The organism is Sphingobacterium mizutaii, assembly GCF_900187125.1.
GTDB lineage: Bacteria > Bacteroidota > Bacteroidia > Sphingobacteriales > Sphingobacteriaceae > Sphingobacterium > Sphingobacterium mizutaii.
Genome location: NZ_LT906468.1, coordinates 636,304 through 650,290, shown reverse-complemented (window position 1 = coordinate 650,290; position 13,987 = coordinate 636,304). Strand labels below are relative to the sequence as shown.

The window sequence follows — 13,987 nt, the reverse complement described above, 5'->3', positions numbered from 1 at the left end:
GGCGTAAAAGTACCCCCGTACATTTAAGGAAACATTAACACAACAAAAAGATTAAGTAACTAAATAATGAGAAAATTGTTAACTATTACTTATTAGTTAAATGAATTCGTTAACAAAACGATATTTATCCAGCAAAAAGGAGACATTATGCAAGCTTCTGTTAACCCAATGTTAACTAAAAAGAAAACCTAAATTATTAACATTGCCTGAATTCGTCAAATTTCGTAAATTCAAATTTATTGTTGGGAATTCAGAAATTCAACCAATTTGGATACAGCCTTCGAGCGATGGCTGATTTTATTTTTTTCCTCCAAGCTCATTTCCGCAAAAGTCTGATCATAGCCATCCGGAATAAAGATCGGATCATAGCCAAATCCCGCTGTTCCGGTCCTGCCAGCAATGATCCTTCCCTCCACAGTACCTTCAAAGAAATACTGCTCACCTTGTAAGAATAGGGAAATAACCGTCTTGAACCTGGCCTTGCGATCTTCTTGACCTTGCAGCTTTTCCAAAACCAGGTCAATGTTCTTTTCCATATCCCTAGATCCAGAATAACGTGCAGAATACACCCCCGGTTCACCATTCAAGGCATCTATTTCCAGTCCTGAGTCATCCCCGAAACAATCAATGCTATATTTTTGGAATAGGTAATCGGTTTTTTGCTTGGCATTCTCTTGGAAAGTAACCCCAGTCTCCGGAATATCATCATCACAGCCTATGTCAGCCAGAGACTTCAAGACAAATTTATCTCCGACCATCTGTTGTACTTCTTCCAGTTTATGTGCGTTGTTTGTAGCAAATACCAATTCCATAGCTCAATGATTAAGCTCCAAAAATAGCATTCTATTTAAGCAATCAAGAAAAGAAGGAAGATAAAATCAGAAAATTAGGACTGAATAAAGGTCTTGAACTCATTCCAGAACAATTTCTTTTTCTGGACATCGGCAAACATCTCTTCAAAACTAAAGGTATTGAACACTGTCGCGATCTTTCCTCGCATATAGGAGTTATGGCCGATCTCTGGGAGTTTCAATGAGGTAGGTTCCACGCCTAGAAGCGTAATTTTCTTGGGTTGGAAAAACTGCATGATCTGCTTCCATTCATTTGGATTGTGTGGATTTGCCAAATTGACCACCGCTACGTTACCTGCATTCAATTGTAGGGCGCCGATGGTTTTTAGGAAAGCTTCTTCTGCCTGTGGCGAGAAGTAAGGGTAGTCGGGATAACGAAGGATAAACAATATCCCAGTCGACTTGTCCCCTTGATAAACAAACTCTTCAGCAGAGGCATCAAAATGCCCTTGCTGAAGAGTTGTATGTTGGGATCCAACGGTTTGGGTCTCTACGATGGGCATTACCGAACCAGGGATAGCAAATACCGTTTCAGACATCAAAGCCTGAATCGCAATTGGATTATCTGTTGTAAGGTTCTTGTCCACTATGATTCCTTCCGCCGTTGTTATATTCTTATTGACCTAATACCCAAGCAAAAATCAATGGTGCCACGATAGTAGCATCAGATTCTACGATAAACTTAGGTGATTCTACATCCAATTTACCCCAAGTGATTTTCTCATTTGGCACAGCACCTGAATAAGAACCGTAGGAAGTAGTTGAATCCGAGATTTGGCAGAAGTATGACCAGAAAGGAACGTCATGCCATTCTAGATCTTGGTACATCATTGGAACCACACAGATTGGGAAGTCACCAGCGATACCACCACCGATTTGGAAGAAACCTACTCCTTTGCCACCTGAGTTAGCACGGTACCATTCTGTCAAATAGATCATGTATTCGATACCTGTTTTCACAGTATGTGCTTTCAATTCGCCTTTGATCACGTATGAAGCGAAGATATTACCAGTTGTAGAGTCTTCCCATCCCGGTACGATGATAGGAATATTTTTTTCTGCAGCAGCCAAAATCCAAGAGTTCTTAGGATCAATTTCATAGTGTTGCTCCAATACGCCAGATAATACCACTTTGTATAAGAATTCATGTGGGAAGTAGCGTTCGCCAGCAGCTTCTGCATCTTTCCATACTTTTTCAAGGTGAACTTGCAATCTTCTGAACGCCTCTTCTTCAGGGATACAAGTGTCCGTTACGCGGTTGTAATGGTTTTCTAACAGATCCCATTCGTCTTGAGGAGTAAGATCACGGTAGTTAGGGACACGTTTATAGTGTGAGTGCGCTACCAAGTTCATCACGTCCTCTTCCAGGTTTGCACCAGTACAGGAAATGATAGCCACTTTATCCTGACGGATCATTTCGGCCAATGAAATTCCAAGTTCAGCAGTACTCATCGCACCTGCTAATGAAACCAACATTTTACCACCTTCTGCTAGGTGGGTTTCATAACCTTTTGCGGCATCAACTAAGGAAGCGGCATTGAAGTGAAGATAGTTTTTCTCAATAAATTGAGAAATAGGACCTCTTTGTGTACTCATAATCTTATATTCAAATAAATGTCCACAAAGGTACTGATTTATTCAAGAATTACTGAGCGCAAGGCCTGCTAATCGCCCCAAATCTCCTGCAATCAAAGAAATTTGAGCAATAGTCAATATAATATCCATCTAAAAGGACCTAAAAAAAGCAGTTATTCCCCTTAAAAAGCCTGTTTTTTAACAAATGTTAAAAAATTCTCTTTATGTAGGCTGGAAGCTGAAAAACCGAGCTCGAGAATGCTGGAAACCTCGATAGTGCTTTTCTTTTGTTATCGACTCCAAATCGCACCTGAAACATTGGAATTCATGGATCGGAAATTAAATTAGAGAGCATTAGGGCAATACACTTTTACCTTATTCGAGACATATTCGGAAAATTCGCAAAATGGCCAAAAATCTTCTACTCATATGCTGCTCTGATTTTTGAAGCTTTTCCGAATGAGTCTCGAATGAGTCTCGAATGAAACCCCTAAAAGAAGGATAGAAATTTTGGATGGAAATTGCTACTTAGGAAGCATTCTATTGGGCTGAAAACTCTATAAAATAAAACAACTCCGAATCCATGGATTTCGGAGTTGTTTTGTTTTCGTAAATATTGCTGCTTACTTTCTCTTTAATAGCTTTGAGAAAAGCCAAAAGAAAAAAACGACAATCACTAATAGGATAAACAAGATGATGATCTCGTTCGTCCCAAGGTCCCAAGAGTCATTATTTAGCATATCGATTTTATTTTAGGAAACAGTCCATTTTTCACATTTCTCTAAAAATGCAGGATCAATGTCGGCCGCAATCCCAGGCCCCTCCGTAATCTTGATGGAATAGCCATCGTACTGAATACCGCCGATAACCGGATCTTCTAGGTGACCGACCATGCAGGTATCCAAGTCAAAGAATTTTACATTAGGTGCAGCGTATGCAAAATGCGTTTTTGCTGCAAGTGCCAATCGGCTCTCCAACATTCCCCCGATCATACAAGGGATACCAAATTCTTGAGCAACAGCTTGGATCTTTAAGGATTCTGCAATTCCAGAAGATTTAGAGAATTTGATGTTGATATAGTCGCAACTGTCCGTCCTGCAAAGGCGTTCAGCATCATGATGGTCATAAACAGACTCATCTGCCATGATCGGAACGATGGTTTCAGATCTTAATTGCGGCAACAAATGGTCGTTATACGTACGCATGGGTTGTTCGCAGAACTGGATTTTCAAGGCTTCAAGGCCTTTTAATGCTTCCAAGGCCTCTTCATAGCTCCAGCCCTGATTAGCATCGATTCTAATTGGGATATCAAAGCCAACTGCTTGTCGGATAGCTTTAATACGGGCAATATCATCCTGTGGTTTCTTGCCCAGTTTCACTTTTAGGGCAACGGCACCATGATCATGCAGGTCCTTGGCTTTGGCAGCCATTTCTTCAGGGCTTGCGATACCAATGGTAATATCCGTTACGATTTCCCTTGGTTTACCCCCTAAGAATTGATAAAGTGGTACCCCTGCTTTTTTAGCGGCAAGATCATAAAGGGCCATATCAAAGGCAGATTTAATAGTGGCATTCTTGGCAATGTACAGATGCAGTTCCGCCAATCTCTCTTCAATGGCCAAAGGGTCTTTACCGATCCAGATCTTTGCAAAATCCTGTGCCACTGCGATACAGGTATTTTGCGTTTCCCCAACAATCATCGGAAAGGCAGAACATTCCCCCACCCCATATAGGCCCTCATCCGAGATGACCCTTACGAAAGTGTTCTGAGCAAACTCCATAACCCCCGTTGCGATGACAAAGGGTTCCATGGGAATACTCAACCTATAAATTTCAATTTCTTTGATCAACATAATTTATTAGTTCAAATAGCAAATGTAACGAATGATATTCCATTTTTATAAGCAAATAGCGAAACAAATACAATTTCAATTACCAAACAGCATTAAATTTATATTAACCTCAACGTTTTTGATTAATTTTTATCATTATTGCAAATATTTTATGTTTTTATTCATATATTAGCAAACTCGTTTGTTATTTTATCTAATTATCATATTACAATGCAGCAAGAAGGACTTTACAACCCAGCGTTTGAGCACGATGCCTGTGGTGTTGGATTTGTAGCCCACATCAAGGGTCAGAAGTCACATCAACAGGTTAAAGATGCACTTACCATGTTAGAGAACATGGAACACCGTGGAGCTTGTGGTTGCGATCCAGAGTCGGGCGATGGCGCCGGGATCATGATCCAGTTACCACATGAATTTCTATGGGAAGAATGTATTGAGTTGGGTATCCAGCTCCAAGAACCAGGATATTACGGGGTAGGCATGTTGTTTCTTCCGAAGGAGGAAGAGATGAACCGTATTTGCCGTCAAGTCATTGCCGAGGCTGCAAACGAAAGGGGCATGGAATTATTAGGGTTCCGAGCCGTACCCGTAAATCGAGAAGGCATCGGTCCGACCGCCTTAGGTGCAGAACCAGAAATCGTCCAGTTCTTTATCTCTAGGCCAGCAGGTGTTGCCAACACCGAAGATTTTGAACGGAAATTATTTGTCTTAAGACGCTTAATCATCCAAAAAATCAAAAATCACCAAGAGTACCCCCTTCCACTCTACATCGCTTCTCTATCTTGCAAAACCATAATTTATAAAGGACAATTAACTACTTATCAGGTAGGATCATATTTTAAAGATCTTAGAGATCCGCGGGTGGTATCCGCATTCGGCTTGGTTCACTCTAGGTTCTCAACCAACACTTTCCCTTCTTGGTCTTTGGCTCAACCCTTCCGCATGATTGCGCACAATGGTGAGATCAACACCTTGACCGGAAACTTAAACTGGTTTTACGCAGGGGTAAGGGCTTATTCATCGCCTTTCTTTACGGAAGAGGAGATGGAAATCCTACTACCGGTGGTAGACCGCGGACAATCGGATTCTGCATGTTTGGACAATGTGGTGGAGCTCTTGCTCCATAGCGGCCGCAGCTTACCGCATGTAATGTTGATGTTGGTACCTGAAGCATGGGACGGCAATGAACAAATGGACCCATTGAAAAAGGCTTTCTATGAATACCATGCTACTTTGATGGAGCCATGGGATGGTCCAGCTGCTCTATGTTTTACCGATGGAAAAATCATCGGCGCTACCTTAGACCGTAACGGTTTGCGTCCATTGCGTTACGCAGTCACATCAGATGATCGCGTGGTAGTTGCTTCAGAAGCCGGTGCATTGCCTATCGATGAAGCCTTGATCATCAAAAAAGGAAGACAGCAACCCGGAAAGATCTTCGTGGTGGATATGGAAGCTGGAAAGATCCGTTCAGATGAAGAGGTAAAAGGCGAACTGATCCGTCAACAACCTTATGGCGAATGGATCAACAATTATAAAATCAAATTGGAAGAATTGGCAGAACCAAGGGTAACCTTTACCTACCTGTCCAAGGAATCCGTATTCAAATATCAATTATCATTTGGCTACTCTAGGGAGGATATCGAAACGATTTTGACCCCGATGGCCTTGACAGGCTATGAGCCGATCGGTTCCATGGGCACGGATGTGCCATTGGCAGTCCTTTCTGACCAGCCACAGCATATCTCCAGTTACTTCAAGCAATTCTTTGCCCAAGTAACCAATCCCCCAATCGATCCGATCCGTGAACGTTTGGTGATGAGTTTGGCAACCTTTATCGGAAACTCAGGCAATATTTTGGTGGAAGACAAGAAATTCTGCCATTGTGTAACCTTGGAGCATCCGATCTTGACCTCAAGTGAACTGGAAAAATTGCGTTCCATCGATACAGGTGTATTCCAAGCAAAAACCATCCAAAGTTATTTCCGAGCTGATGGAAAGGAAGGTTCTTTAGAAGCTGGTCTTGAAAGACTATGCCGTTATGCAGACGACGCCGTTCGTGATGGCTTTGAGGTAATCATTCTATCCGACCGTGCCATCGATTCACAACACTGTGCCATCCCTTCTTTATTGGCAGTGTCCGCTGTACACCACCACCTGATCAAAACGGGCAACCGTGGCGCTGTAGGTTTGGTTGTGGAAGCAGGAGACGCTTGGGAAGTTCACCATTTTGCTTGTCTATTGGCATTCGGAGCTACCGCCATCAACCCTTACATGGCATTGGCGAGCATCCGGACCATGAAAGAGATCGGGCACTTGGAGACTGATCTGACTTGGGATGACCTGAAAAAGAATTATGTAAAAGCGGTATGTAATGGTTTGTTGAAGATCTTCTCGAAGATGGGTATTTCAACCTTGCAATCTTACCATGGCGCCCAGATCTTTGAGGTGCTCGGTATAGACAGCCAAGTCGTGGACCGTTACTTCTGTGGTGCCGTATCTAGAATTGGCGGCTTGAACCTCGATGATATCGCGAAAGAAGCATTGGCAAAACATTGGCGCGGGTTTGAAAACAGCCGTTCAGCTCCTACGCTATTGCCGGAAGGTGGTCTCTACCAATGGAAAAGAAGAGGTGAAGGTCACTTATGGAACCCGCAGACCGTACATCTATTGCAACAGGCCTGCAGAACAGATGATTTTGCAACTTACAAGAAATACGCAACACTGATCAATAACCAAAAGGAACGTATGTTCACCTTGAGGGGATTGTTAGATTTTGCAAAACATAGAAGTCCGATTTCCATCGATCAGGTGGAACCAGCGAGCGAAATCATGAAACGATTTGCCACTGGGGCGATGTCCTTCGGATCGATTTCGCATGAAGCCCATAGCACCTTGGCCATTGCGATGAACCGCATCGGCGGAAAGTCCAATACCGGCGAAGGGGGCGAAGATGAAATGCGCTACCAAAAATTACCGAATGGCGATTCCATGCGTTCGGCAATCAAGCAGGTTGCATCAGCACGCTTTGGGGTAACTTCCAATTACCTGACCCAAGCGGATGAACTACAGATTAAAATGGCGCAAGGCGCTAAACCAGGAGAAGGTGGACAACTACCGGGACATAAAGTAGACGATTGGATCGCTAAGGTGCGACATTCTACTCCCGGAGTAGGTTTGATCTCCCCTCCTCCACACCATGATATTTATTCCATTGAGGATTTGGCGCAATTGATATTCGATCTAAAGAATGCCAATAGACAAGCTCGTATCAATGTGAAGTTGGTATCAAAAGCAGGGGTTGGAACCATTGCAGCAGGGGTTGCCAAGGCACATGCCGATGTCATCCTGATTGCAGGTTATGATGGCGGAACTGGAGCCTCTCCAATCAGCTCCATCAAACATGCTGGCTTACCTTGGGAACTGGGATTGGCAGAAGCCCATCAGACTCTTGTTCTGAACAAGCTTCGTAGTCGTGTGGTATTGCAAGCAGACGGACAGATGAAGACAGGTCGAGACTTGGTCATTGCCACTTTATTAGGTGCTGAAGAATGGGGCGTAGCCACAGCAGCCTTAGTTGCTGGCGGCTGTATCATGATGCGCAAATGCCACTTGAACACCTGTCCGGTTGGTGTAGCAACCCAAGACCCAGAATTGAGAAAGCTATTTACCGGTAAACCAGATGATGTCGTGAACCTATTCCGTTTCTTGGCAGAAGAGATGCGCGAGATTATGGCAGAATTAGGATTTAAATCCATCAATGAAATGGTAGGTAAAGCTCAATTCTTGAAGAAAAGAGAAAACCTAGCCCATTGGAAAGTCAACAAGATTAACTTCTCGGGCATTTTACATGTGGCTCCAAATGCAAATGGAGAAACCCTGTACAATACCGAAGAGCAAGACCATGGCATGAGCATGATCTTGGATTGGGGCTTATTGAACCAATCTAAATTGGCTCTAGAAACCAAAACACCAGTGTTTGGAACCTTTAAGGTCAAAAACACGGACCGTACCATCGGAACTTTATTATCCAATGAGATTTCGAAGATCTATGGTTCAGAAGGGCTACCTGACAATACGATCAACTTTAAGTTCGAGGGTTCTGCAGGCCAGTCTTTTGGTGCATTCAACACCAAGGGAATCTCCTTTGAACTGGAAGGAGAAGCCAATGACTATGTAGGAAAAGGATTATCAGGGGCGCAATTGGCAATCTATCCGGCGAAGGAAAGCAATTTGGTACCTCAAGAGAACATTATCATCGGCAATGTGGCACTTTACGGTGCAACCTCCGGCCATCTATTCATCAATGGAAAAGCTGGAGAGCGTTTCGCAGTAAGAAATTCAGGAGCGACAGCCGTGGTTGAAGGTGTAGGAGATCACGGATGTGAATACATGACCGGAGGTAGAGCCTTGATCCTAGGGGAGACCGGAAGAAACTTTGCTGCAGGAATGAGCGGTGGTATTGCATGGATCTATGACCTGGCAGGTACTTTCAAAGAGAATTGCAATAAGGAAATGGTAGACCTAGATCCTTTAGAAACGGAAGATGAAACTGCCATCATAGCCTTATTGAAACGCCATATCCACCTGACCAAGAGCGAGCGCGCAAGCTTTATCTTGGACAATTGGGCTACGGAAAGGAACCGTTTCATCAAAGTGTACCCAAGAGAGTACAAGAATGTGGTGAACAAGAAATTAGTAACAGCATAATCAAGGAGGAACATCATCATGGGAAAACCAACAGGATTTTTAGAATTTGAAAGAGCGCTTCCTCAGAAAGATGCTGTGGAAAGCAGAAAACAGAATTATCAAGAGTTTGTTCATTCGTTTACCGATGAGCAATTAAATAAACAAGCGGCACGCTGCATGAACTGCGGGATTCCATTCTGCCATTCAGGCTGTCCGCTGGGGAACGTGATCCCGGAATTCAACGATGCCGTTTATGATGGCAATTGGGAGGAGGCTTACCAAATCCTTTCCTCTACCAATAACTTCCCGGAATTCACAGGTAGGATCTGTCCGGCACCTTGCGAATCGGCATGTGTATTGGGAATAAACAAAAACCCGGTCGCCATTGAGGAGATTGAAAAACACATCATCGAGATTGCCTACAAAAAAGGCTATGTAAAACCGAACAAGAGCTACCTAAAGACGGGAAAACGCGTCGCAGTGGTCGGTTCAGGACCTTCTGGCCTAGCCGCAGCCGCACAATTGAACAAAGCTGGGCATGATGTAGTCGTGTACGAAAGAGATGATAAAATTGGTGGCCTATTGCGATATGGGATTCCAGATTTCAAATTGGACAAATCAGTGATCGACCGTCGTGTCGAGATCATGGAGCAATCTGGCGTAGAATTCAGGACCAATGCTGAAGTTGGAAACAATGTTCCGGCAAGTGAACTGGAGGCCTATGATGCCATTGTTTTAGCTGGAGGGTCAACCATTCCAAGGAACTTGAATATTCCCGGCAGGGAACTAAAAGGAGTTCATTATGCCATGGAATTCCTAAAGCAACAGAATAAACGCGTAGGAAGTTCTCCAATTGAAGTGGAGGAGATCCATGCTAAAGATAAAAACGTACTGGTAATAGGCGGTGGTGATACAGGATCAGACTGTGTCGGCACATCCAATAGACATGGTGCCAAATCAGTGACCCAATTTGAATTGATGCCAACCCCTCCGACCGCGCGTACGGAAGCTATGCCTTGGCCAAGTTATCCGATGTTGTTAAAAACAACGACATCACATGAAGAAGGTTGTCAACGCCATTGGAGCATCAGCACCAAGGAGTTTTTAGGTGATGCCGAAGGAAACCTGAGAGCCGCATTGATCGTAGACCTGGAATGGGAATTGGATCCTAGTGGCAGACCGATATCCTTTAAGGAGGTTGAAGGTTCTGTTCGTGAAATCCCTTGTGAGTTGGTGACTTTGGCGATGGGTTTCTTACATCCACAACATGAAGGTCTATTGACCCAACTGGGTGTAAAAACTACCGACAGAGGGAATGTAGATGCTACGGAAACGGAATACAAAACCAATGTAGACAAGGTTTTTGTGGCAGGGGATATGCGAAGAGGACAATCTTTGGTCGTATGGGCTATTTCCGAGGGCAGAGAATGCGCTAGAAAGGTCGATGAATACTTGATGGGCACTTCGGTGTTGGAAAGCAAGGAAGCGGTATATGCTACAGCATTTTAGACATTAGACAATAGACTGGAGCAGTTTCAGATATTTTGATTGAATATTGCTAGGTTTTCAAAACATACAAGTGTATTTCCATATTTTTTAGAAGGGGCTGTAAAAACAGCTCCTTTTTTTGTGAGGAGGATTTTTTTTTGGGAATTGGGAGTGGATTGTTAGATCCCTTGAGATAATTCTAATTCTGAACGGAGTGAAGAATCTGTACGGGAATGGATCTAAGGATACTGTCATCCGCAATCTAGGATTGCGGAACTGTTCGTAAAGGCGATAAGTTTTTAATGGCTTTGTTTTGAGAGGGATCTTACCACGATATGGATGATGGGTACGACTGGAATACAGCGGGCGGGCTTATGCAATAAGCCCCTACGGACCTGGACGATCAGATCGCTATAATCTTGATCAATATTGTAAGTGGACCTCGACTCCGCTCGGTCATCATATATACCCGGTCATCATATATATAGACACTAGAAAGTTCTTATGTCTTAAAAAAACAAAAGGTTCCAATCTTTCGATTGAAACCTTAGTAGTAGCGGGGACCAGACTCGAACTGATGACCTTCGGGTTATGAGCCCGACGAGCTACCAACTGCTCCACCCCGCAATGTATTTTAGAATGTCTTTTGGATTGTGCCTCGCGCACAATCCTTTTTTGTTTTTAGTAGCGGGGACCAGACTCGAACTGATGACCTTCGGGTTATGAGCCCGACGAGCTACCAACTGCTCCACCCCGCAATATATTTTCTAGAAATCTACGTTGGTATTTGTTAAAAGTAGATTATACTATCTCCGAATTGGAGCACAAAGATATTATTTGTTTCTTTGTAAAACAAATAAAAAAGCAAATAATGTCACATAAAGCAGGATTCGTGAGTATCATCGGTAAGCCTAATGCGGGTAAATCGACCTTGATGAATGCCCTAGTGGGTGAAAAGATGTCCATCATAACCCCTAAGGCTCAGACAACTAGACATCGTATCATCGGAATAGTTAACGATGAAGATTATCAGATTGTTTTTTCTGATACTCCCGGAGTAATTAAACCGAATTATGACCTTCAAGAGTCGATGATGAACTTCGTGATGAGTTCCTTGATCGATGCCGACGTTATTTTATTTGTTACAGACATCCATGAAAAATACGATGAAAACGATGTATTGGAAAAATTAAGGAATACTAGTTCTCCAGTTGCGGTCATCATCAATAAAGTCGACAAGTCATCCGAGGAAGAGGTGAAAGCGAAGATTGCTTTCTGGGAAGAAAAGATCAATCCAGATACAGTATTCCCTATCTCTGCTTTGTTGGGTTATAATGTGGAAGCTGTAATGGCTTACATCAAAAGTAAACTACCGGTTCACCCACCTTATTATGAAAAGGATGAATTGACCGATAAGAGCATGCGTTTCTTTGTTTCTGAGATCATCCGTGAGAAGGTATTCAAACTATATGACAAGGAAATCCCTTATAGTACGGAGGTGGTGGTGACTTCATTCAAGGAAGAAGCACATATTACCCGTATCGCGGCAGAAATCATAGTAGAGCGTGATTCGCAGAAGAACATCATCATCGGAAAGGCTGGAGCCATGATCAAGAAAGTCGGAACCTATGCGCGTCAGGATATTGAGGAGTTTATTGGCGGAAAGGTCTTCTTGGAACTGTTCGTGAAGGTGCTACCCGATTGGAGAAGCAAGAAAAACTACCTGAAGAGGTTTGGATATGAAGATTAAACGAAAAGGCTACCCGAGGGTAGCCTTTCGTCCTTATTACAATTTTACCATTTAGGGTTTTGTTCAATTTTATTGTTTATAGCTATTTCATTAGTTGGAATAGGCCATAAATAATCTTTTTCAGGGTCAAATTTGCGCAGGTTGGCTTCCTGTAAAATAATATGCCCTTTGCTGTCAACCGGCGTATCACTTGCCCATTTTTCTCCTGTTGTGGTCAGGAATTCGGTGAATAGATAACTACCGATCAAAGGTTTCTTCATTTCTACTTCAGCGGTTTTCCAACGGATCATGTCCCAATAAGCCAATCCTTCGAAAGCCAATTCCACGGAACGCTCTCGGCGGATTTCTTCGCGCATATTGAGGCCATTGATGTTCAAAAAATCATTGCTGAGCTTTGGCATATCCACAAAATTTGGAGCTTCTGCTGTCCCGATATTCACCTGAGGAAGGCGTGCTCTCAACAGATTGATGGATTGGTCCAGGTCAGCATCGGAGATGCTTTCGTTGAGCTCATAGCTTGCCTCTGCATAGATCAGAAGGACCTCAGCATATCTCAAGACCGGTTTGTCAATATAGGAGGCCTGAAGGGCCCAATATTCCTTGTTGGCATATTTGCGGACTCCGTAACCACTTCGGTGCATCCTTGGGTTAGGAATGGTATAGTCGCTGCTGGCGATAAATTCGTCTCCCGTTTTGAATAGCGTGAAACTCATGCGAGGATCCTTTTTGTTGAAATATGCATTATATTTCATATCCTTGGTCGGTTCCACGTATAATTTTGATTTACTGATAGGCAAACCATCCGCCATCAAATAATTGTCTACAAAATTCTGGGTTGGCACCGCGTTACTACCTTCATAATAGCGCTGAACAGGGGTACTGGTGACACTGTTCTCGCGATTGACACCATACTGCCTTACAATGACATTTTCTTTGTTGGCACTGCCCTCTCCTGCCATTTGGAACAGATTATAATAGGCTTCATCGGTTCTTTGTCCATTCGCTCCTGTTTTGGCTTGCGAGAACAAAGCATATTGTTTAGAATCCATTACTTCTTTGGCAGCATCCCTTGCGATGGTCAGGTGTTTCTTGGCATCGCCATATTTATGGAATTTCTCTCTCGTTCCTTCAAATAATGCGACCCTAGCCTTGAAAGCCAAAGCAGCTGTTTTTGAAATGCGACCATACTCTTTTGCTGCGATTAGCTCATCATGTCCCCTTAGGTATTGGGCAGCGATATCCAGATCTTTCAAGATCAGATCTAGGATTTCTGCGCGGGAAGCACGCGGAGCGAAAACTTCAGGATCGTCCACTTTCAGGGTCTTGGTGATCATAGGAACACCACCGAAACGGATGAACATCTTGTAATAAGACATCGCACGGAAGAAGTGTGCCTCACCAACATACCAGTTTACTTCTTTCTCTGTAGCTCCTTTTTCTAAGACAATGGGTGCATTTTCAATCAGCTTGTTCGCTTGGAAAATGGAGAAATAATCATAATCAGCACTGGTAGCTGGAGTGGCTCTTGAACCGTCGCTGATACGTGTGGCATCGCCACTATTGGAAAAACCGTAGCTAGACCAGACATCTTCTGACACATCGCCGGATGCTAAGCCAGGTAAGGTGGTGTAGAAATAGTTGGCAGCCATTTTTAAGTCGTTTACTGTATTCCAGTAATTGACGTCGTTCATGAAAGTCTCCGGAACCTCATTGACTTCGCAAGAACTTAACCCTGAGAAGATCAGGGAACCTATCATTAAATATATAAATCTCTTTTTCAT

At 43.3% G+C, this 13,987-nt stretch carries 8 protein-coding genes and 2 tRNA genes; 3 read left to right on the top strand and 7 right to left on the bottom strand.

The window, feature by feature from the left end; translation table 11 throughout:
* Positions 1-236: 236 nt before the first annotated feature.
* The 4 genes from CKW03_RS02865 to CKW03_RS02850 all read right to left on the bottom strand — a co-directional run bounded on the left by CKW03_RS02865 (position 237) and on the right by CKW03_RS02850 (position 4,279).
* Entirely contained in the window at positions 237-812 is a 576-nt protein-coding gene (locus CKW03_RS02865) for a non-canonical purine NTP diphosphatase (protein ID WP_093101560.1), read from the bottom strand.
* A gap of 74 nt (positions 813-886) precedes the next feature.
* Positions 887-1,438 (bottom strand): hypothetical protein, encoded by a 552-nt coding sequence (locus CKW03_RS02860; protein ID WP_236736594.1) that lies wholly within the window; start codon positions 1,436-1,438, stop codon positions 887-889.
* Positions 1,439-1,466: 28 nt separating this feature from the next.
* A complete protein-coding gene (locus tag CKW03_RS02855; RefSeq protein ID WP_093101563.1) occupies positions 1,467-2,447 on the bottom strand; it encodes a deoxyhypusine synthase family protein in 981 nt (326 codons plus the stop codon).
* Between the two features lie 731 nt (positions 2,448-3,178).
* Complete coding sequence (locus CKW03_RS02850; RefSeq protein ID WP_093101564.1) at positions 3,179-4,279, bottom strand: mandelate racemase/muconate lactonizing enzyme family protein; 1,101 nt, start codon at positions 4,277-4,279, stop codon at positions 3,179-3,181.
* A 210-nt stretch (positions 4,280-4,489) separates the two neighbouring features.
* Here CKW03_RS02850 and gltB point away from each other — a divergent pair, with 210 nt between their 5' ends.
* Positions 4,490-8,989, top strand: a complete 4,500-nt coding sequence (gltB, locus tag CKW03_RS02845; protein WP_093101565.1) for a glutamate synthase large subunit — start codon at positions 4,490-4,492, stop codon at positions 8,987-8,989.
* 18 nt (positions 8,990-9,007) lie between these two features.
* Positions 9,008-10,477, top strand: coding sequence for a glutamate synthase subunit beta (locus CKW03_RS02840; protein ID WP_093101567.1), 1,470 nt, complete (start codon positions 9,008-9,010; stop codon positions 10,475-10,477).
* 533 nt (positions 10,478-11,010) lie between these two features.
* On the opposite strand, the gene CKW03_RS02835 is transcribed toward CKW03_RS02840, so the two are convergent.
* Positions 11,011-11,083 (bottom strand) — tRNA-Met (locus CKW03_RS02835).
* A 58-nt stretch (positions 11,084-11,141) separates the two neighbouring features.
* A tRNA-Met gene (locus CKW03_RS02830) sits at positions 11,142-11,214 on the bottom strand.
* Positions 11,215-11,327: 113 nt separating this feature from the next.
* Here CKW03_RS02830 and era point away from each other — a divergent pair.
* Positions 11,328-12,206 carry a GTPase Era gene (gene era / locus CKW03_RS02825; protein ID WP_093101620.1) on the top strand — a complete coding sequence of 293 codons (879 nt, stop codon included), beginning with the start codon at positions 11,328-11,330 and terminating at the stop codon, positions 12,204-12,206.
* A 44-nt stretch (positions 12,207-12,250) separates the two neighbouring features.
* On the opposite strand, the gene CKW03_RS02820 is transcribed toward era, so the two are convergent.
* Positions 12,251-13,987, bottom strand: coding sequence for a RagB/SusD family nutrient uptake outer membrane protein (locus CKW03_RS02820; protein ID WP_093101622.1), 1,737 nt, complete (start codon positions 13,985-13,987; stop codon positions 12,251-12,253).